Genomic DNA, 21,459 nt, shown 5'->3' on the forward strand with positions numbered 1-21,459 from the left:
TAGGCTCGACTGGCTGAGGCGGCAGCAAGCCCGCTACCGGGCTTGCTGCCTGATGGCGTCAGGCGACCTTCAAGGTCGCCCCGGCGGATTGGCCCGCCGTCCAGTAGGGAACGGTCCGGCGCTTGAGCATCTCGCGGAACTCGGCTGTGGTCTTGGGAAGCAACTCGCCCGAACCCCAGTCGACGATGACGCCGTATTGCCGGATCAGGTCGAACATATCGAGTTCTCGGGCGCGATAGCGCGCCGCGACTTTCTCGGCATCCTCGCTCAGCCAATCCCTGCGGTGCGATGCAATCCTGGCGCGTTCGGCAAGCGTCGCCTGTTCGTCCAGTTTGTACTCGTTGAGATCGGCATCGACCTCGTGGACGACAACGCCGTAGTCCTTCTTGGCGCGCCCGATAGAGACGTAGCCTTCGATCACATCGTTCAGCACACTTTCGATATCGCGCTTGAGAGGATCGCCAAGGCCGCCGCCGCCTGCCGAGGGGCGCTGGACCGTATCGCCCTGCTGCAGCGGGACACCTGAGAAGAGGGAGCCGAGATAGCGCTCGCTCTCCTGGCCCTGGTTGATCCACACCCCGTGCGGGATCGAAGGCAATCCGCCCCACAATCCCCAGGTGATCGAGCGTTCACGGTCGCAGCAGTAAGACACCACGGTGCGTTCGCATGCGTAGAGCGTGCCGCCCTTCTGGACGCCCAGGCCGCCGCGAAACTCGCCGGGGCCACCGGAATCGACCATCAGTTCGTGGCAGGTCGTCAGGACAGGGGAAAGGCGCTCCTGCCCTTCAAACGGTTGCGTCCCGAGCTGGACGCCAAACACCGGACCAGTGGCCGCCCAGCCGTCACGGCCGTTTCGCGCGCCCCAGCCACCGACCATCCAGTCGTACCACATGAAGTACGGCTTGCCTTCGTGGCGCGTATCCCGGCCACCGATGAGCAGGTAGTCGAGATTGAAGGTGCAGGCCATGGCACGCTCGGGCAGGACCTCTGCCCAGAGCTCGAAGACCGCATTCATGATCTTCTCGAACGGGCCGGACGCAAAGCCGGCAACCGGCGTCGGCCACTCGGCGTTGACGACCGATCCCAATGGACCGGCATCGACCGTCACCACGCGGTAGAAGCCGGAGTTCATCGGAATGTCGGGCGACTGCATCTTGGTTCCGGCGACCACCGCGGCGAATGCGCCTCCGTAGCAGCAGTTCAGGAACGAGCCGACGGACTTGGGGTGAGAACCGGTCAGGTCATAGTGGACGCGGTCGCCATCGATGGTCATCTTCACCTTGATCGGGACCAGGCCTTCGCCTTCGTCGGGATCGACGTCGATGTAGTCGATGGTCTCCCAGGTGCCGTCCGGCAGCTCCGAGATGCGTTGGCGAGTCATGTCCTCGACGTAGTCCTGGACCTCGTTGAACGACTTCTTGATCGTCTCGACGCCGTACTTGTCGCACAGGCGCTGGACCTCTCGCTCGGCAAGCCGGCATGCTTCCGACTGGGCCTGCAAGTCGCCGATGATGTCCTTCGGCGCACGCGTGTTGTGGGCGATCAGTTCCGCGACATCCGAGAGATAGACGCCCTTGCTGTAGACGCGCACCGGCGTGATGCGCAGCCCCTCGGCCATGTGGTCCAGGGCATTGACGTTGAACGAGCCGGGGACGGCACCGCCGACATCGGCCCAGTGACCGTTGGCTTGAGCAAAGCCAAGCAGTTCGCCCTTGTAGAACATCGGGGCAAACAGGCGCGTGTCGTTGAAGTGGGTGCCGCCCTGGTAGACGTCGTTGATGACGAAGACGTCGCCGGGATGGACGTCATCCCCGAACTTCTTGATCACGGCCTTGGCAGTCAGGTGAAGCGTGCCCACGTGAGCGGCAATGTCGCCGCTGCCTTGCATGATGGTGTCACCCTTCGGATCGCAAAGGGCCGAGGAAAAGTCTCGGGAGTAGATGACGAACGAGTAGCATGTCCGCAGGATCTGCTCGGCCATCTGGTCGACGATGTTGACATAAGCGTTCTTCAGAACTTCGAACGTGACCGGATCGAGCGTACGGCGATCTTTTTTCAGTGCCATTTCTATTCTCCAATACAAATTGTGTGGGGATGGGCGCTGTCTTCAGGAAAGCTGGGGAACGTGCATCTTGATGATCAGATACTCGTCCACTTCGGCCTTGATCCCGGGCGGAACGACAATGGTGGAGTCGAGCTGGTCGATGATCGCCGGCCCTTCCACCACCGCGCCGGCATGCAAGGTCGAGCGGTCGTAGACCGGCGTCTTGATGCGCTGGGGTGCCTCGTCGAACCGCACCATCCGTTGACCGATCGGTGCCGGCAGCGGAGCCTTGCGCAACTCGTGTTTCGCCAGTTCCGCCTTTCGGTTCAGGCCGGTGGCCTTCACTTGGATGCGGCACACCTCGACCGGAGCATCCGGCCTGGAGTAGTTGTGTTCGCGGCCATGTTCTTCGTGGAATTGCTTGACCGCCTCATCCAGGTTCGTGATGTCGGCACTCACCGGAATTGACATCGACCGCCACTGGCCGAGATAGCGCATGTCGATGTAGCGCTGGAACAGCATGCGGTCGGGAGAGATGTCCTCGCTCAACAGGCGGTCGCGGCCGTCTTCTTCCAGCACGCGGAACGCGTTGTTGAGTTCGGTCATGTCGATGTCGCTGACCGTGTCGGTGTACATCTGCGTGATGTCGTGGGTGATGTCGACGAGCAGGCAGCCGAGCGCGGAAGTGACACCAGGGTTCGGCGGGATGAGAACGACCGGGATGTACAGGTCCCTGGCAAGTGCCACGCCATGCAGTGCGCCCGCGCCTCCGAACGCGACCAATGCGAAGTCGCGCGGGTCATAACCCTTCCTCAGCGAGACGAGGCGCACGGCGTCCGCCATGTTGGCGTTCGCGACCTTGAGGATCGAAAGCGCTGCCTCCTCGGTGTCCATGCCGAAAGGTTCGGCAATGACGCGGTTGATGGCACCTTCCGCAAGCTTGATGTCGAGTTCGACCTTGCCACCTGCAAGCTTGGTTCCGAGACGTCCGAGGAAGACATTGGCGTCGCAGTTGGTCGGCTCGGTGCCGCCATGGTTGTAGCAAACGGGGCCCGGGGTCGAGCCCGCTGATTGCGGACCGTTGCGCAGTGCCCCGGCCTTATCGCGCCAGGCCAGCGAACCGCCGCCGGCCCCAATGGTCAGCACTTCGATGCTCGGGAAGCGGATCGGATAGCCGTATTCCACATGCCAATCGTTGGTGACGTGGAGATGGCCATCCGAGCACAGGCTGATGTCCGTGCTGGTGCCTCCCATGTCCAGGCTGATGGAGTTCTTGTATCCTGCCAGTTCCGAAATGAAGCGGCTTGCAATCGCACCGGCGGCAATGCCGGACGCTGCAAGACGCGCGGCAAACTTCGTCGCGCCCTTGGCGGTCATCACACCGCCGCCCGAGTGGAGCAGCAGCACCTCGCCGCTATAGCCGCCGTCCTGCATGCGGCTCTCGAGCTCGGCACCGTATTGTCCCGCGACCGGCCCAAGCACGGTGTTGGCAACGGTCGTATTGAAGCGCTCGTGCTCGAAGATTTCCGGCATGATGTCGCTCGACAGCGAAATCGAAACGCCAGGGAGTTCCTCCAGCAGGATGTCGCGCATCCGTTGCTCGTTCTCGGGATTTACGAACGAATTCACGAAGCAGATGGCAACGTTGTTGACCTTGCGCTTCCTGATCACGCGGGCAAGTTCGCGCGCCTCGGCTTCATTGACCTCCGAGATGACTTTTCCGGAGTAGTCGATGCGCTCCGTGACCACCAGGCGGTCGCGGCGCGGCAGATAGGGAGCAGCCATCTCCTTATAGGTGTCCCAAAGGTCGTCGCGGGTGCCGCGACGAATCTCGATGACATCGCGAAAGCCCTTGGTCGTGACCATGATCGCTGGCGGGAAACGCCGGGTGATCAGCGCGTTCGTCGCCAGCGTCGTACCATGCGAAAACAGGATGATATCGCGCAGGGCGACGCCGCCCGCTTCGATCCCCTTGAGCACGCCGTCGATGGGGTCCGGCGTCGTCGGCGTCTTGGCCACGTGTATCTTGCCGGAAGCCTCGTTCAGGACGCACACGTCCGTAAACGTGCCTCCTACGTCGCAGGCAACGCGTACCATTGACCTATCGGTTGGTTCTGCAGTCATAGACACTTCCTCCATCAACAGACGATACAGTTACGGTCGTGCAGACTTCGCGCCCTTTCAGACACGGAGTTTCAATTCCGGGCATCGGATTTTTTTGGATTTCAGGTAAAACATCACCTCAATGCAGATTTTCTCCGCATTATCCTGATGTTTGAATTTTGATAGCTTCGTTGCTAGCGTTTATTACTTCACGCTCAAGCAACCGACGAAATCGGATGCTTCATAAAAAAGCAGAAACAAAAAAGCTCTCGCAGGCATATTTCCCACGAGAGCTTCTTTGCTCAATTTCTTTCGCAACGTTGCGATGATCTATTGGTACTGCGACATATCGGCACTGTCAAGGGATTGATTCAGGTGAAACTAAATTTACTTTGCCCTATCGGCAATGCCTACAGCAGGTCCCGCGCGGTGATCACCGCCATGGCGATCGCCTCGATGGTCGTGCGCTTGTTCATGGCCTGCTCACGCAACGTCTCGTAGGCGACCTGTTCCGACACGTTGTTGGCGGCCATGAGAATAGCCTTTGCCTTGTCGATGTCGCGATGCGCTTTCAGTTTCGCATCCATGCGCTCGACGCGCAGCCGCAATCGTTGTTCCCGCCTATGGTTATTCACGCTGAGCAGCAAATTGGCCAATATGCCGAAAGTGCGTAGCGGCAAGCCGATGACTGCCTGGGCACGCAGGCGCAGCACCTTCTCCACGATGATCGGATTCTCGTAGTCGACGATGGCAATCAGGACCGCTGGAGGATCGTCTGCATTCCAGTTCAGGACGATGTCGCCCTCGACGATGGGGCGAACGAAGACGAAAACCACATCGGTGTTCGCCGGTATTTCAGCCGGGGGCGGCCAGTTGGTCTGAACCTGGCAGCCAATTCTGTTCAGGTGCTGCCACAACTCCTCGCCTTCGCTGCTTTTTGGCTGCAGCAAGAGGACCCGAAGGTTCCTGAGATCCTTGATCAGGATGGGTGCCGATCGTTCGTTCGGCGAATGGGGGCTACGTGATACCATCGTTCCTCTTGGTGGCAACGTCGGGCTTTCCGCGCCAGCTGCATCGTCATCGATAAGCAGTGCGGGACCCGTTTCTTGGCTACCGGACTAGTTCGAACGTATTGCCAGCCTCCCCCCCCATTCGTTCGGATCATAATTGGCAAGATAGGGATCGGGCCGAACGGCAGATTCTGACGCCGACAGGATTTCGAACTGGCCGTCAGTCCGAGCGCGACCGATCTTGGGCCACACATGGGTATGAGCGTTGTCTGGATCTATCCTCACTCGCCCCTGCGGAGCGTCGAACTCGGCCCCCAGAATTGCCGGCCGTAAGATATCGACCTCATCCGTGTCGGACTTGCACATGGCCTCGGCCACGATCTTCACCTGGAAATAGGCCGCCTCCCAGCACATGTTCGTCACCATGTCGTCGCCGAACCTTGCCGCATAGCGCTTCATGCAGGCCTCGTTTTGCGGGCTGGACTGGGCCTGGAAGTAGGTGGCCGAGGTAATGTGCCCTGCCCCGGCCTCGGTGCCCATGGCCCGGATGTCGGATTCGCTGGTGGTCAGACTTGCAATGGGCATGGTCTTGGGATCGAGCCCTGCCTCGGCAAACTCCTGATAGAAGTGGACGATGCCTTCGCCCACGAAATTGCAGAAGATCACGTCGGGTCGGCTGCGCTTGATATCGGCAACCAGCTTTTTGTAGGCGGAGCGCGGCGCATCCAGCTTGAGGTATCCGCGATCGGCGACCTGGCCACCGTGGGTCACGACCATCTCCGTCATGATACGATCGGACTCGCGCGGCCAGATGTAGTCGGAACCGACCATGTAGAACCGCTGGCCAACATGGTTCAGCAAATACTCTGCCAGTTGCGTGCTGTTCTGGTTGGGTGCCGCACCGCAGTAGATTGCGTTGCGGGAATATTCGAAACCCTCATACTGGGCCGGGTAGCAGAGCAGCCCGTTGCGCCGTTCGACGGCCCGCAACACAGCCTTGCGCGAACTCGACATGTAGCAGCCGAATATCACCCTGATCCCGCTCTCGATCAGCAATCGGTTGGCCAGCCTGTTATAGAGAAATGGGTCGCCACCCGGATCGAAATGGATCGGAACGAGTTCGCGTCCGTTGATCCCACCGGCCTGATTGACTTCATCGATCGAAAACAGCGTGGCATTCAGCATGCTACGCTCCATGACCGCAGTTACTCCGGTTTGGGAGAACAGGACACCGACACTGATCGGTTCTTTGGTCATATGCGCCCTCAAAATCCCGGTTCCCTCAGGCATGTCAGGGAGCCGTCCGATCTGGGGGCGCCCTGAACCTCGAAACAAAAAAGCGCCCCCTGCGAAGAAACCGCAGTAGAGCGCCATTGCTCGATTGTGAGGACGCAATCCTCACCCTGATCTTGGCTTATGCGACGGCACCAGTCAACTCGTTGCGCAGTCCTCTGCGCCGGCAGCAATGAGAGGCTCTGGTGCGTTCACTCCGCATGCATACCATGGGACGTAGGCGATCAGGTCCAGGAGGGCGTGCGCGCCGGGTACGTCCTGAGGCCCACGATAATGGTGGTGGACACCGGCTTCAGGCCGGGGAAATGCACCGCCCATTCGTCCATCCCCTCGGCGAAGCTGTCGCCGCGATCGTGGAAGCAGGCGCGGCGCACGACATTTTCGAGCGACGTGCCGGTGGCCTCGCAGATCGCAGCCACGTTCTTCAGCACGTAGCGCATCTGCGGGTTTCTGCGGCTTGTCGAATCCCGCCCTCTCCGCCAGCGCCTGCTCACTTCCCGATGTCAGCAGGCGTCGTTGAGAAGCCTCCAAGGCTGGCGTTCTGCGACACGTTTCTGCCGGATCGCCCCGGCCCGTCCGTACGGCCCCTCGCATCGACCGGCTTCAAGGAATTTACAATTGGAATGAACGGAGCGACATTCATGGCGTCGTCCATTTGTACAGCTTTTACGCGAAACACAAATTGGAGGAACTGCCATGAGGACTGCAAGTCTCGCGTGTTGCGTAGTCATTGCTCTGGCTGGTTTCTGGGGCGTGGGACAGGCCCCAGCAGAGGAGCCGAACAAGGCTGAAATCGACGCCATTCGCCAGGCGCTGGAGAAATACCAGGACCCCTACAATGCGATCCGCGACCTCTATCTCTCGACGGTCGGGTGCGTTCACTACAGCGGCGAAAAGATCGAAGGGCACATGGAGTATCCGAAGGGAGCCATGGGGATCCACTTCGTCAACGTCACCATCAGCGGCCCGCCGGATCCGAAGCGTCCGAACGTGCTGATCTACGAGCCCGACGGCAAGAAGCTGCGCCTGGTCGCGGTCGAATGGCTCGTCCCGCTTGCGGCAGCCAAGGAACGGCCAAGCATGCTAGGCCAGCCCTTCCAGGGTCCAATGGAGGGGCATGAACCGCTGATCCCGAAGGACTTCCTCCACTATGACCTGCACGCCTGGCTGTTCAAGGACAACCCGCTCGGCATGTTCAGTCCGACAAACCCGGATGTGTCCTGCGACGGGTTCGACTTCAGCCTGCTGGAGACGCCGACCAAGATGGTGCACGCGCCATGAGACAAGCGCCCAACAGATAGCGGCATCGGCCTCAGACGAGCTCGTCGAGCGCCTTGCGCTGGCGGTGCATTTCTAGGAACACGCGGTAGTCGCGGTCGAAGCGCGGCCACGCTGCAGGATTTGGACGGCGCGCGCGGCCCTCCTGGCGCATCGCTGCACAGGCCTCGGTGAGGTTGGGGTAAAGGCCGGCTGCGGCCGCCGCCGCCATGGCCGTGCCCAGAAGCACGGCGTCGCCGCCGACCGGCTCGACGACGGTGCAGCCGGTGGCATCGGCATAAAGCTCCATCAGCAGCGGGTTGCGGGTGTGGCCGCCGGTGACGTGCAGCGTGTCGATGCCATACCCGTTGGCGTTGAGCGCGTCGAGCACATGGCGAAGGCCGAGCGCTATGGCAACCGCAGCGCGCCAGTAGAGCCGGCACAGGCTGTCGAAGGACGAATCGAGCGTCAGTCCGCTGATCACGCCGAGCGCATGCGGGTCGGCCAGCGGCGAGCGGTTGCCGTGGAAGTCGGGCAGCACATGCAGGCGCCCGGCGAGGTCGAGGCCTTCGTCGGCGCGCAGTTGCATGATGCGTTCGGTGATCTTCCGGTGCAGCGCCGCATCGGGATCGCCGCCGGCGCCATGCCAGCGAACGATGTGATCGAGCAGCGCGCCGGTGGCCGACTGTCCGCCCTCGCTCAGCCAGAGGCCAGGCAGTGCCGCGCCGAAATACGGCCCCCAGACTCCGGCAAAGGCGCGCGGCTCGGGTGACATCGCCATGACGCAGCTCGATGTGCCGGCGATCAGCGCGAGATGACGCTCGATGCCGGGCAGTCCGCCGATGACACCGACGGCACCGGCAAAGGCGTCGATCATGCCGGCGCCGACGCGGCAAGCGGTGGTCAGGCCAAGCGCTTCGGCGGCGGCCGGCGTGAGCGGGCCGAGATCGGTGCCGACCGGGCTGGCGCGCTCGGGCAGGGCGGCATGTTCGAAGATGTCGGCGAGGCCGACCGCGGCAAAGAAGTCGTGCCGCCAGGCCTCGCGCTCATGGGCGAGATAGGTCCATTTGGCGGTCAGCGTGCATTGCGAGCGGGCGAGCGAGCCCGATGCCTTGTGGCAAAGGAAATCGGCGAGGTCGAAGAGCTGGCCGGTGCGGGCCCAGCTTTCCGGCAAATGACGCTTGACCCACATCAGCTTGGGCGTCGCCATTTCCGGCGACATCACGCCGCCGGCATAGCCGAGCACCTCGTGGCCGGTTGCAGTGCATTCGTCGGCCTCGGCAAGGGCGCGATGGTCGAGCCAGACGATGGTGTCCCAGCGGTCGCCGCCGCCGGGGGAAACGCCGACCTGCTCGCCACGCCTGCCCCTGAATACGGTCGAGCAGGTCGCGTCGAAGCTGATGCCGGCGACGTCGGCCGGCTCGACATCGGCGGACACGCGCGCCGCGCGCACCGCGGCGCAAGCCGCCTGCCAGATGTCTTCGGAATCGTGCTCGCAATGGCCCGCCGCCGATCGGTTCATGACGATGGGGAATTCGGCACGGGCGAGAAGCTTTCCGCGCTGATCGAAAATGCCGGCGCGGGCGCTGCCGGTGCCAACATCAACGGCGCAAAGATGGGCCGCCATCAGGACGACAATGTCCGGCTGCGGCCAGCACGCGTGCGGCCGACTGGCGGCGTTTGCCGCGAGATCAACCGGTCTGAAAACGCCGAGATCAAAACCATGATGCGCAGTCTATATGCGCGCCATGGCCAATGCCAGCGGGCAGCGGCGGCTCGGCCTGGCTCAGAGGCTGTCGCCGAGATAGCGCGTCAGGGTCTCTCTGGTCCCCAGAGTCCACAGCGCCTCGAGGCCATGGGCGAAGGCCGCGGCGAAGGGTGCCGACTTGCCGACCTCGCCATAGATGTCTTCCATGGCGAGCCAAGCCTGGGGCATGTCCTTCGCCGCCGTGGCGGTCGCCTGCAGGCGGGTCCAGCTGGGATCGTTGGGCTCGATGACGGCACCGGAGTCGGTGGTGCCGAAGCAGTAGCGGCACCAGAGCGCGGATTCGAGCGCGAGGCCGGTCATGCCGCCGCCTGCCTTGAGCCGGTCGGCGATGGTCGGGATGATGAATTTCGGCTGCCGGTTGGAGCCGTCGAGACAGAGCCGCCGCACGGTGTCGCCGATCTTCGGGTTGGAAAAGCGGCGTTCGATGAGCTGGCAGTACTCCTCGATCACGACACCCGGCACCGGCGGGACGGTGGGCATGATCTCCTCGCGCTCGAGCTTGGCCAGGAAGGCGCGCACGAGCGGGTTCTCCATCGCCTCGTGGACGAAATGGATGTCCATCAGCCCGGCCGGATAGGCGATGGTGGCGTGGCCGCCATTGAGGATACGGATCTTCATCAGTTCGAAGGGTGCTACGTCATGGACGAACTGGACGCCGACCTTTTCCAGCGCCGGCCGGCCATCGGTGAAACGGTCCTCCATCACCCATTGCTTGAACGGCTCGCAGAACACCGGCCAGTTGTCGTCGACGCCGAATGCGGCTGCAAGGATGCCGCGCTCGCGGTCGGTGGTTGCGGGCGTGATGCGGTCGACCATGCTGTTGGGGAATGCAACGTTGTCGCGGACCCAATCAGCGAGCGTCTCGTCGACCAGCCGGGCAAGACCGATCGTCGCATCCGACGCGACATGGCCGTTGCCGGGAATGTTGTCGCAGGACATGACGGTGAAGGGCACGATGCCGTCCTGGCGGCGACGGATCAAGCCGGCGAGGATGATGCCGAACACGGACTTCGGCGTGCCCAGGTTCTGCGCATCGGCGACGATATCGGGGTGGGTCGGATTGAAGAGCCCCGAGGCCGGATCGATGAAATAGCCGCCTTCGGTGATGGTCAGCGAAACGATGCGGATCGCCGGATCGGAAAGGCGCTCGATGATGGCTGCAGCATCGCCGGGCATCAAGAAGTCGATCATCACCGCGGTGACCCGCGCGCTCATATGGCCGCTGTCCTGCTCGACTACAGTGGTGAGCCAGTCCTGCTCGGCAAGCCTGGCGCGACCAACCTTTTCGCCGTCGAAGACACCGGCGCCGACGATCGCCCAATCATGGCCGACACCGGAGTTGAACAACTCGTCGAGATAAACAGCCTGATGCGAGCGGTGGAAATTGCCGACGCCGAAATGGACGATGCCGGGCGTGAGCGCAGCGCGTTCGTAATTCGGGCGCGCGACATTGGCGGGGAGACTGCCGAGATTCGCTTGGGAGAGTTTCACGGGCATGGTTCGACGCTTTCTTTTTCACGGTTCGGCGCAAGCGCCTCCGATCCCTTCGCCCCGTTTACGGGGAGAAGGTGGCCCGAAGGGCCGGATGAGGGGCGGCATCAATCTTGAAGGTCAGCGCTGCCCCTCACCTGCCTGCCGGCTCCTCTCCCCGTAAACGGGGAGAGGAGCGCTGAATTCAACTCATCCAGTTGCCGCCATCGACGTTGTAGGTCTGGGCGACGATGTATTGGCTCTCCGGCCCGGCGAGAAAAATCGCCATGCCAACGAGGTCTTCCGCCGTGCCCATGCGGCCGAAGGGAACGGCCTCGCCGACAAGGCGCTTCTTCTCGCCTCTCGGCCGGTTCTCGTATCTGGCGAACAGCTCGTCGACATGTTCCCAATGCTCACCGTCGACGACGCCGGGCGCGATGGCATTGACGTTGATGCCGTGCTTGATCAGGTCGAGCCCGGCCGACTGGGTCAGGCTGATGACCGCGGCCTTGGTGGCGCAGTAGACGGCGACGAGCGCTTCGCCGCGACGGCCGGCCTGGCTCGCCATGTTGATGATCTTTCCGCCCCGTCCGGCAGCGATCATTGAGCGGGCAGCCGCCTGCATGGTGAACAGCGTGCCGGCGACATTGACCGCAAACAGCTTGTCGTAGCTCGCCTTGCCGATCTCGACGATCGGCGCGAGGTCGAAAAGTGCTGCGTTGTTGACCAGGATGTCGAGACCGCCTGCCCTCGCTTCGACGGCCTTGATCGCCTGATCTATCGAGTTCAGGTCGGTGACGTCGAGCTTGACGGCATAGGCCGACGGGCCGATCTCGGCGGCAGTCTTTTCGGCCGCTTCGAGGTTGATGTCGCCAATGGCGACTGTCGCACCCTCGCCGACATAGGCCTCGGCGAAAGCCCGGCCGATGCCGCGCGCAGCGCCCGTGATCAGCGCCGACTTGCCCTCGAGCCTGCCGCTCACATTGCCCTCCCGTCGGTTCCGAAACGGTGGATCTTGGGCGGGCTGGGGGTGAGGAAGATCGTCTCGCCGTGGTGAACGCCTATCTCGCCGTCGGCACGGACGGTCAGCGGGCCGACGTCATCCGCATGCACATGCAGGAAGGTGTCGGAGCCGAGATGCTCGGCCACGCCGACCGTCGCCTTCCATTCGCCTGCGGTGGTGGAGATGCCGAGATGCTCGGGCCTGACACCGATGGTCGTCGCGCCGTGCTTGGCAGCAGCAGTGCCGTTGATCAGGTTCATCTTGGGCGAGCCGATGAAACCTGCGACGAACAGGTTCTTCGGCGTCTTATAGAGTTCCATCGGCGAGCCGACCTGCTCGATGTTGCCGGCATTCAGCACCACGATCTTGTCGGCCATGGTCATCGCCTCGACCTGGTCGTGGGTGACATAGATCATCGTCGTCTTGAGCTGGTGGTGAAGCTCGCTGATCTCCAGCCGCATGGTGCCACGCAAGGCGGCATCGAGGTTGGACAGCGGCTCGTCGAACAGGAAGGCCGAAGGCTGGCGCACAATGGCGCGGCCGATGGCGACGCGCTGGCGCTGGCCGCCCGACAGCTGGCCCGGGCGGCGCTCGAGATAGTTGGTCAGGTTGAGGACACGGGCGGCGTCCTTGACCTTCCTGTCGATGACCGCGGCATCCTCGCCCGCCATCTTCAGCGGGAAGGCGATGTTCTTGTAGACCGTCATGTGGGGATAGAGCGCATAGGACTGGAACACCATCGCCAGCCGCCGCTTGGCCGGCGCCTCGCCGGTGACGTCGCGGCCATCGATGTTGATCTTGCCGGAGCTGGTGTCCTCCAGCCCGGCGATCAGCCTGAGCAGGGTCGACTTGCCGCAGCCCGACGGCCCGACGAAGACGACGAACTCGCCGTCTTCGATCTCGAGATCGATCTCGGGGATGATCGTGGTTGCGCCGAAGGACTTCGACACCTTGTTGAGAACAATATTGCCCATGGTTTCCTCCCGCGGGTTCGACTATTTCACGGCGCCGAAAGTCAGGCCGCGGACGAGCTGGCGCTGGGAGAACCAGCCCATGATCAGGATCGGTGCGATGGCCAGCGTCGATGCCGCCGAGAGCTTCGCCCAGAACAGCCCCTGCGGGCTGGAGAAGGACGCGATGAAGGCGGTCAGCGGTGCGGCATTGGTGGTCGTCAAGCGGATCGTCCAGAAGGCCTCGTTCCACGCCAGGATGATGTTGAGCAGCATGGTGGAAGCGATGCCGGGCACCGCCATCGGCGTCAGCACATAGACGATCTCGCCCCACAGGGTGGCGCCGTCCATGCGCGCGGCTTCGAGGATCTCGCCGGGGATTTCGCGGAAGTAGGTGTAGAGCATCCAGACGACGATCGGCAGGTTGATCAGCATCAGCATGACGGTGAGGCCGATGCGGGTATCGAGCAGGTTGGTGTCGCGGAAAATCAGGTAGATCGGCACCAGCACGGCGACCGCGGGCATCATCTTGGTGGAGAGCATCCACATCAGGATGTCCTTGGTGCGCTTGGTCGGCGAAAACGCCATCGACCATGCAGCCGGGACTGCGACCACCAGCGCGAGGATGGTCGAGCCGACGGCGATGATCACCGAATTCAGGAAGAACTTGAAATAGTTGCTCTGCGCCTGGACCTCGGCGTAGCTCTCCAGCGTGCCCGACGGGATCAGGCTGAAGCCGGCGATCGCCTCGGTCTCGGACTTGAAGCTGGTGATGATGGTGTAGAGGATCGGGAAGAAGATCAGCAGGGCAACCACCCAGGCGGCCACGGTGAAGCCGATCTTGCGATTGGTCGAAACTGCGCGTGCCATGGGTTGCTCCTCACTTATCCAGGTTCTTGCCGACGGCGCGCATCAGGAAGAAGGCGACGATGTTGGCCAGGATGACCGCAATGATGCCGCCGGCCGAAGCGCCGCCGACGTCGTAACCGAGCAGTGCCGTGCGGTAGATCAGGAACGGCAGGTTGGTCGAGGCGTAGCCCGGGCCGCCATTGGTGGTGACCAGGATTTCCGCATAGACGCCGAGCAGGAAGATGGTCTGGATCAGGATGACCACGGTGACGGCGCGCGAGATGTGCGGGATCGTCAGGTAGATGAAGCGGCTGACGAAGCCGGCGCCGTCCATCTCGGCGGCTTCCTTCTGCTCGCCATCGAGCGACTGCAGCGCGGTGAGCAGGATCAACGTCGCGAATGGCAGCCACTGCCAGGCCACGATGATGATAATCGAAAACAGCGGATATTGCGCGAACCAGTCGACCGGCTGGGCGCCGAAGAACTTGGCGATGTCGGCGAAGACGCCGTAGCCGGGGTGCATGATCATGTTCTTCCACACCAGTGCCGCCACCGGCGGCATGACGAAGAACGGCGAGATCACCAGGATGCGCACGATGCCCTGGCCGAACATCGGCTGGTCGAGTAGCAGCGCCAGCGCGATGCCGCCTATGACGGTGATCAACAGCACGCCGAGGACCAGCACCAGCGTGTTCCAGATCGACTGGAAGAAGGCCGGGTCGGTGTAGAAGAACTTGTAGTTGAACAGGCCGGCGAAGCTGACATTGGCCGGATTGAGCAGGTTGTAGTTCAGGAACGAGAACCACAAGGTCATCGCCAGCGGCACGATCATCCAGATGAAGAGCAGGATCACCGAAGGCGCCATCATGAAGCGCGCCAGCGTGGTGGTCTGTCGAGTAGCCATGGCGATCACCCCGGTTCGAACAGATGAGGTTTCAGGTCACCGAAAGGGGCCGTCCGGACTGGGAGACCGGACGGCCAGGCAGGGAGGATCTGCCTACTTGATGTAGCCGGCGCGGGTCATCTCGCGGACCGCTGCGGTCTGTGCTCCGGCAAGCGCGTCATCGACGCTCGACTGTCCGGCGAGGGCCGCCGAGAACAGCTGGCCGACGGTCGTGCCCAACCCCTGGAACTCGGGAATGGCGACGAACTGGCCACCAGTGTAGGGCACCGGCTTCACGCTCGGCTTGGTGATGTCGGCTGCATCCATTGCCGCCAGCGTCGGGCCGGCAAAGGCGGCCGCTTTCTTGTAGTCCTCACTGTTGTATAGCGAAGTACGCGTTCCGGGCGGTGCGCTGACCCAACCTTCCTTGGACGCGACGAGTTCGGTGTATCCCTTGCTGGTCGCCCAGGAGACGAACTTCTGTGCTGCTTCGCCCTTTTGCGAACTGGCGGGAACGGCCAGATTCCACGACCACAACCAATTGCCGTGATTACCGTTTCCAGTATCGGGGAAGATCGCGAACCCGATCTTGTCGCTTACACTCGATTCCTTGGGATCCGACAGCTTGGATGCCGCCACCGTGGCGTCGATCCACATGCCGCATTTGCCCTGTCCGAACAAGGTCAGGTTCTCGTTGAAGCCGTTCGACGAAGCGCCTTGCGGGCCGGCGTCCTTCATCAGATCGACGTAGAACTGGAGCGTGTTCTTCCATTCAGGCTGGTCGAATTGCGGCTGCCACTTTTCGTCGAACCAGCTCGCACCGAAGGAGTTGGACATGGCGGTCAGCAAGGCCATGTTCTCGCCCCAGCCGGCCTTGCCGCGCAGGCAGATGCCGTTGATGTCGGCGGCGCGGTCGGTCATCTTGCGCGCTGCGTCGGCGATGAATTCCCAGGTCGGCTTTTCGGGCATGGTGAGCCCGGCCTTCTCCATCAGGTCCTTGCGATACATGATCATCGCCGACTCGCCGTAGAACGGCGCGGCGTACAATTTGCCATCGAGCGAGATGCCACCGCGGATGGAAGGCAGGATGTCATCCACGTCATAGTCGGCACCGAGCTTGTCGAGCGGCAGCAGCCATTGCTGCTTGGCCCAGATCGGAACCTCGTAGTTGCCGATGGTGACGACATCGTACTGGCCACCCTTGGTGGCGATGTCGGTGGTGACGCGCTCGCGCAGCACGTTCTCTTCGAGCGTGACCCATTCGAGCTGGATATCGGGGTTCTTGGCGGTGAAGTCGTCCGTCAGCTTCTGCATGCGGACCATATCGCCATTGTTGACCGTGGCGATGGTGATGGTCTCGGCATGAGCGGCAAACGCAAGCGCGCTCGCTCCGCACAGGCCCAGGAAGAGCGTGTTCAGTTTCATCGAATTCCTCCCAAAAGCCAAGGTGAGCATTTGCTTTGGCTGTGGGCAATTATTCATCCGATGTGATTTATGTCAAGCAGGAATCTGGACACGGCGACGCAGCCACCGGATTGGCGGCAGATACAGGAAGCGATGAAGGGAAACGGCGCACAGCCGTGCGCAGCGCCTATGCGCTAGAATGCGCGGCTGGGGAGCTTCGGTTCAAGCAGCCAGCAAAGCTGCTGCCGTACGCTCGTCGGTGATCAGGCCGTTGACGAGGCGCCGGGTGACGGCGGCCAGGATGCCGGGCAGCTTGCGCTCGCCCATGGCGAGCGCAACCACCAGGGAGCGTTCGCGCGACGGCAGCGGCGCGGAGGCAACGCGGTCGTTGGTGATGCCGTCGATGAGCTTGCCGTCGCGGTCGAAGGCCCAGCCGACAATCTCACCGACAGCGCCGGCCTTCTGCAGCGCCTTGAGTTCGGTTTCGGTGATGAAGCCGTCCTCGTAGAGCGGCGCCTGGGGGCCCATGTCGCCAACGCCGACGAAGGTGACGTCGGCCTGGGCCGCAAGCGCCAGCGTCGGCTGGATCAAGGGCTGGCCATGCAGCATGCGGCGCTCGTCCGAGGACGAGGCAATGGCCGGCAAAGGCATGGGAAAGCTGCGCGCCTTGATGGTGTCGGCCATGGTGAAGATGACGTTGTAGAATGCCGCCGAACCATCCGGCGAGATGTTGCCGGTCAGCGAAACCACCTTGTGCTGCGGGCATTCCATCGGCGGCAGCTGTTCGATCGCTGCCTTGAGCGTGCGGCCGGTGCCGATCGCCATGACGATCGGCTCGGGCGAGCGCAGCCATTTCTCGATCTCGGCGGCCGCCGCCTGGGCAATGCCGATCGTCGTCGACGACGAATCCGGATCGCTGGGCGTGACCTCGACAAGGTCGAGCGCAAAACGGGACCGGAGCCTTGCGGCAAGATCCAGGCAGTTGGCGATCGGATGGTCGACACGAACCTTGATCAGACCTTCCGACATGGCCAGCGACACCAGCCGCTGCGCTGTCTGGCGCGAGACGCCGAGCTTTGTCGCGATCTGGTCCTGGGTGTTGCCGGCAACATAATAGAGCCAGCCGGCGCGGGCGGCGTCATCGAGCCTTGGGTTTTCGCTCCGGGAACTCATGCGTCGTGCCTCATCATCTGCCGAGGCAGTTTCGCAGGGTTTTCGCAAATGCGCAATTGCCCGGCAATCGCGCATTTGCTCGGATCGACTCTTTGCCGCAACTGGCAGCGATCAGCGTTGCCGTCAGCCGGCGCTGGCCGGCGCCGAGGTGTCGACGACTTCGAAATCGTGGGTGATGACCGCCGACTTGGCGAGCATCGCCGAGGCCGAGCAGTATTTCTCGATCGAGAGGCTGACGGCACGCTCTACCTTGGCAGCCGCAAGGCCACGGCCCTTGACCACGAAGTGCATGTGGATGCGGGTGAAGACCTTGGGGTCGGTGTCGGCGCGGTCGGCGTCGAGCTCGACGGTGCAGTCCTCGATCGCCTCGCGGCCCTTCTCCAGGATATGGACGACATCGTAGGCAGAGCAGCCGCCGGCGCCGATCAGCATCAGTTCCATCGGGCTCGGGCCCGGCGTCTGGCCGCCCGGTTCCTTGGAGGTTCCGAGCACGATCTTGTGCCCGCTGCCGGATTGGCCAACGAAGGTGCGATCCTCAACCCATTTGATGCGTGCCTTCATGACAGCCATCCTTCCCTGCAAAACTGCCCGCCATCGTGCGGTCCCAGTTCATAACCGGGCGAAGGTCGCAGCGTCGAGTGCCGCCTTGTGTCGCGGCGCAGATTTCAACACCAAGCACTGGCGACGCGTTCACAAATCCATCGACTGGACAGGCCATATCCGGGCGGCCCGCCCTATCGCCGGACAACAGCCCAAAGTTGAACTTCGGCGCAAGCAAAGCGCCGTCATGGACAGACCCTCTCCGCGGTTCGTCAAGCGGAGTGCCGCGCCACAATTCCATGCATGCAAACTAAATCTGCGATCACGACATTCTGTGCGGAACTTTGGCTGACCAACGAAGTTGAGATGAAGGCAAAAGGTCGAAGTGGTGTTACACTCCCACCGACTTCGGCATTGTGAGGGTGCCATGCAAACACGTGAAACCGACGTCTTCAATCTCTTCTCGGAAATCTACAGCAGTCAGACAACCGAGGAGATGAGCCTCCAGCAATATTTGCTCGCCTGCCGCGACCAGCCGGCCATGTATGCCACGGCAGCGGAGCGAATGGTGGACGCCATCGGCGCCCCCACGCTGGTCGACACAAGTGCTGACCCCCGCATGGGGCGCATCTTCGCAAACCGAACAATCAAGCTTTATCCGGCATTTGCCGAGTTCTACGGCATGGAAGACACGATCGAGCGGATCGTCGGCTACTTCCGCTACGCCGCGCAAGGTCTGGAAGAACGCAAGCAGATCCTGTACCTGCTCGGCCCCGTCGGCGGCGGCAAGTCGTCACTCGCCGAACGGCTGAAGAAGCTGATGGAAGAGCGGCCGATCTACACACTCAAGATCGGTGGCCAGCTCAGCCCGGTCTTCGAATCACCCCTTGGCCTGTTCCATCCAGATCGCATGGCCGACCTGCTCGAGGACAAATATGGCATCGCCCGGCGCCGGCTGACCGGCCTAATTTCGCCATGGGCGGCCAAGCGGCTCGAAGAAATCGGCGGAGACGTCTCCAAGTTCAGCGTGGTCAAGCTGATGCCGTCGCGGCTGCGCCAGATCGGCATAGCCAAGACCGAGCCCGGCGACGAGAACAACCAGGACGTGTCAGCCCTGGTCGGCAAGGTCGATATCCGCAAGCTTGAGAATTTCAGCCAGGCCGACCCCGACGCCTATTCCTACAGCGGCGGCCTGAACCGCACGACGCAAGGACTGTTGGAATTCGTCGAGATGTTCAAGGCGCCGATCAAGGTGCTGCATCCGCTGCTGACGGCGACCCAGGAAAGCAACTATAACGGCACGGAGAGCTTCGGCGCCTTCCCCTACCAGGGCATCGTACTGGCGCACTCCAACGAATCCGAATGGCTGCAGTTCAAGAGCAACAGGAACAACGAGGCGTTCCTCGACCGCATCCTGGTGGTCAAGGTGCCCTACTGCCTGCGCGTCACCGAAGAGCGGCAGATCTACGAGAAGCTGCTGCGCGAAAGCGAACTGGTGAGCAATCCCTGCGCGCCCGAAGTGCTCGACATATTGAGCCGCTTCACGGTGTCGACCCGGCTGGCCGAACACGAAAACTCGCCGCTCTACACCAAGATGCGCGTCTATGACGGCGAGAACCTCAAGGACGTCGACCCCAAGGCCAAGTCGATGCAGGAATATCGCGACGCCGCCGGCGTCGACGAAGGCATGAACGGCGTCAGCACGCGCTTTGCCTTCAAGGTGCTGTCGGAGACGTTCAACTACGACACCAAGGAGATCGCCGCCGACCCGGTGCATCTGATGTATGTGCTCGAACAGGCGATCAAGCGCGAGCAGTTCCCCAATGAGATCGAGCAGTCCTATCTCGATTTCATCAAGTCGGAGATCGCCACGCGCTATGCCGAGTTCATCGGCCACGAGATCCAGAAGGCCTATCTCGAATCCTACAGCGAGTACGGCCAGAACCTGTTCGATCGCTACATCGCCTATGCCGACGCGTGGATCGAGGACCAGGACTACAAGGACCCCGACACCGGCCAGATCCTCAATCGCGGCATCCTCGATTCCGAGCTGTCGCAGATCGAGAAGCCTGCCGGCATCGCCAACCCGAAAGACTTCCGCAACGAGGTGGTGAAGTTCACGCTGAGGGCGCGCGCCAAGAACAATGGCCGCAACCCGTCATGGACCAGCTACGAGAAGCTGCGGGAGGTGATCGAGAAGCGCATGTTCGGCCAGGTCGAGGACCTCTTGCCTGTCATCAGCTTCGGCGCCAAGCGCGACAGCACGACCGAGAAACAGCATGCCGAATTCGTCGAGCGCATGACCGAGCGCGGCTACACGCAGCGCCAGGTCCGGCGACTCGTCGACTGGTACATGCGGGTTAACAAGGCGGGCTGATCGGGGACACACATGCCGAACTTCATCGATCGGCGCCTCAACCCCAAGGACAAGAGCCTTGGCAACAGGCAGCGTTTCCTGAGGCGCGCTCGTGACGAACTGAAACGTGCGATCAACGACCGGGTCAGGTCCGGCAAGATCGAGACGGCGGACCAGGACCAGATCATCCCGATCCCCCGCAAGGGCATCAGCGAGCCGACGTTCCAGCGCGCGCCGCATTCCGGCCACCGGGAGGACGTGCTTCCCGGCAACAAGACCTTCGGCACGGGCGACCGAATCCCGCGCCCGGCAGCCGGCGGCGGCAAGGGCTCGGACCCCTCATCCTCGGGCGACGGCGCGGACGATTTCCAGTTCGTCCTGTCGCGTGGGGAGGTGCTCGACCTGTTTTTCGAGGACCTCGAACTGCCCGACCTGGTCAAGCACAACCTCAAGGAAGTCGTGACCTTCCGGCCGCGCCGGGCCGGCTTTACGATGAGCGGCAACCCGACCAGCATCAGCGTCGGGCGCACGATGTTCAACAGCTTCGGCCGGCGTATCGCGCTGAGGCGGCCAAAGCAGGCCGAAATCGACGAACTCGCGGCGGAACTCAAGAAGCTGGAGGGTGAGAGGCGGCCAAGCGCCGCCACTCAGCAACGTATCGCCGTACTGCGCGTCGATCTGGCGACACTGGCGCGGCGCCGCAAGCTGATCCCTTATATCGATCCCATCGACATCCGCTTCAATCGGTTCGAGCCACAGCCGGTACCCAACGCCAATGCGGTGATGTTCTGCCTGATGGACGTCTCGGGCTCGATGGGCGAACGCGAGAAGGATCTCGCCAAGCGCTTCTTCGTGCTGCTGCACCTGTTTCTCAAGCGCCGCTACGAAAAGACCGACATCGTCTTCATTCGCCACACGCACGAGGCCTCGGAGGTCGACGAGGACACCTTCTTCTACAGCACCCAAAGCGGCGGCACTGTCGTTTCCACCGCGCTGGAGGAGATGCTGCGCGTCATCCGCGAGCGCTACCCGAGCAAGGACTGGAACATCTACGCGGCGCAGGCTTCGGACGGCGACAACATCCCCAACGACTCCGAGCGCTGCGTGTCGATACTCGACAAGACGCTGATGCGGCTCTGCCAGTACTACGCCTATGTCGAGATCATCGACGAGCGCGAAAGCGAGATGTTCCGCCATGCCGACAACGGCACGTCGCTATGGAACGCCTATCGCGAGGTCAGCGCCGAGTGGCCGAATTTCGCGATGACGCGCATCGCCAAGCCATCCGACATCTATCCCGTCTTTCATGAGTTGTTCGCCAAGGCACCGGCGCCGGCAAAACGCGGATGAGGACAC

17 protein-coding genes are annotated in these 21,459 nt (G+C 62.4%); 3 read left to right on the forward strand and 14 right to left on the reverse strand.

Annotated elements, in window-relative coordinates; genetic code table 11:
• Positions 1-58: 58 nt before the first annotated feature.
• The 5 genes from GGQ99_RS13615 to GGQ99_RS13635 form a co-directional block, all read right to left on the reverse strand.
• Positions 59-2,065, reverse strand: a complete 2,007-nt coding sequence (locus tag GGQ99_RS13615; RefSeq protein ID WP_183262956.1) for a hydantoinase B/oxoprolinase family protein — start codon at positions 2,063-2,065, stop codon at positions 59-61.
• 42 nt (positions 2,066-2,107) lie between these two features.
• Complete coding sequence (locus GGQ99_RS13620) at positions 2,108-4,183, reverse strand: hydantoinase/oxoprolinase family protein (protein WP_343061729.1); 2,076 nt, start codon at positions 4,181-4,183, stop codon at positions 2,108-2,110.
• Positions 4,184-4,557: 374 nt separating this feature from the next.
• A complete protein-coding gene (locus tag GGQ99_RS13625) occupies positions 4,558-5,097 on the reverse strand; it encodes an ANTAR domain-containing response regulator (RefSeq protein ID WP_159091511.1) in 540 nt (179 codons plus the stop codon).
• 168 nt (positions 5,098-5,265) lie between these two features.
• Entirely contained in the window at positions 5,266-6,447 is a 1,182-nt protein-coding gene (locus GGQ99_RS13630; RefSeq protein ID WP_210307879.1) for a transporter substrate-binding domain-containing protein, read from the reverse strand.
• 227 nt (positions 6,448-6,674) lie between these two features.
• Positions 6,675-6,890: a RidA family protein gene (locus tag GGQ99_RS13635; RefSeq protein ID WP_210307880.1), complete on the reverse strand. Its 216-nt coding sequence runs from the start codon at positions 6,888-6,890 to the stop codon at positions 6,675-6,677.
• A gap of 256 nt (positions 6,891-7,146) precedes the next feature.
• Here GGQ99_RS13635 and GGQ99_RS13640 point away from each other — a divergent pair, with 256 nt between their 5' ends.
• A complete protein-coding gene (locus GGQ99_RS13640) occupies positions 7,147-7,731 on the forward strand; it encodes a hypothetical protein (protein WP_183262958.1) in 585 nt (194 codons plus the stop codon).
• 31 nt (positions 7,732-7,762) lie between these two features.
• On the opposite strand, the gene GGQ99_RS13645 is transcribed toward GGQ99_RS13640, so the two are convergent.
• The 9 genes from GGQ99_RS13645 to GGQ99_RS13685 form a co-directional block, all read right to left on the reverse strand.
• A complete protein-coding gene (locus GGQ99_RS13645) occupies positions 7,763-9,334 on the reverse strand; it encodes an FGGY-family carbohydrate kinase (RefSeq protein ID WP_183262959.1) in 1,572 nt (523 codons plus the stop codon).
• Positions 9,335-9,493: 159 nt separating this feature from the next.
• The gene (locus GGQ99_RS13650; RefSeq protein WP_183262960.1) at positions 9,494-10,972 is read right to left on the reverse strand and encodes a mannitol dehydrogenase family protein; all 1,479 of its coding nucleotides are present in this window, start codon (positions 10,970-10,972) and stop codon (positions 9,494-9,496) included.
• A 178-nt stretch (positions 10,973-11,150) separates the two neighbouring features.
• The gene (locus GGQ99_RS13655; RefSeq protein ID WP_183262961.1) at positions 11,151-11,927 is read right to left on the reverse strand and encodes an L-iditol 2-dehydrogenase; all 777 of its coding nucleotides are present in this window, start codon (positions 11,925-11,927) and stop codon (positions 11,151-11,153) included.
• The gene (locus tag GGQ99_RS13660) at positions 11,924-12,922 is read right to left on the reverse strand and encodes an ABC transporter ATP-binding protein (protein ID WP_183262962.1); all 999 of its coding nucleotides are present in this window, start codon (positions 12,920-12,922) and stop codon (positions 11,924-11,926) included. The genes GGQ99_RS13655 and GGQ99_RS13660 overlap by 4 nt, the downstream gene beginning before the upstream one ends.
• A gap of 21 nt (positions 12,923-12,943) precedes the next feature.
• Positions 12,944-13,768 (reverse strand): carbohydrate ABC transporter permease, encoded by an 825-nt coding sequence (locus tag GGQ99_RS13665; protein ID WP_183262963.1) that lies wholly within the window; start codon positions 13,766-13,768, stop codon positions 12,944-12,946.
• A gap of 10 nt (positions 13,769-13,778) precedes the next feature.
• A complete protein-coding gene (locus GGQ99_RS13670) occupies positions 13,779-14,651 on the reverse strand; it encodes a carbohydrate ABC transporter permease (protein ID WP_108609556.1) in 873 nt (290 codons plus the stop codon).
• Between the two features lie 93 nt (positions 14,652-14,744).
• Positions 14,745-16,055 (reverse strand): ABC transporter substrate-binding protein, encoded by a 1,311-nt coding sequence (locus GGQ99_RS13675; protein ID WP_183262964.1) that lies wholly within the window; start codon positions 16,053-16,055, stop codon positions 14,745-14,747.
• 201 nt (positions 16,056-16,256) lie between these two features.
• Entirely contained in the window at positions 16,257-17,207 is a 951-nt protein-coding gene (locus tag GGQ99_RS13680) for a sugar-binding transcriptional regulator (protein WP_108605529.1), read from the reverse strand.
• 123 nt (positions 17,208-17,330) lie between these two features.
• Positions 17,331-17,768: an OsmC family protein gene (locus tag GGQ99_RS13685; protein WP_183262965.1), complete on the reverse strand. Its 438-nt coding sequence runs from the start codon at positions 17,766-17,768 to the stop codon at positions 17,331-17,333.
• 406 nt (positions 17,769-18,174) lie between these two features.
• Here GGQ99_RS13685 and GGQ99_RS13690 point away from each other — a divergent pair, with 406 nt between their 5' ends.
• A complete protein-coding gene (locus GGQ99_RS13690) occupies positions 18,175-20,124 on the forward strand; it encodes a PrkA family serine protein kinase (protein ID WP_108605530.1) in 1,950 nt (649 codons plus the stop codon).
• Positions 20,125-20,136: 12 nt separating this feature from the next.
• Positions 20,137-21,453 (forward strand): YeaH/YhbH family protein, encoded by a 1,317-nt coding sequence (locus GGQ99_RS13695; RefSeq protein WP_183262966.1) that lies wholly within the window; start codon positions 20,137-20,139, stop codon positions 21,451-21,453.
• The last annotated feature ends 6 nt before the right edge of the window (positions 21,454-21,459 follow it).

Source organism: Aminobacter niigataensis (assembly GCF_014200015.1).
GTDB lineage: Bacteria > Pseudomonadota > Alphaproteobacteria > Rhizobiales > Rhizobiaceae > Aminobacter > Aminobacter niigataensis.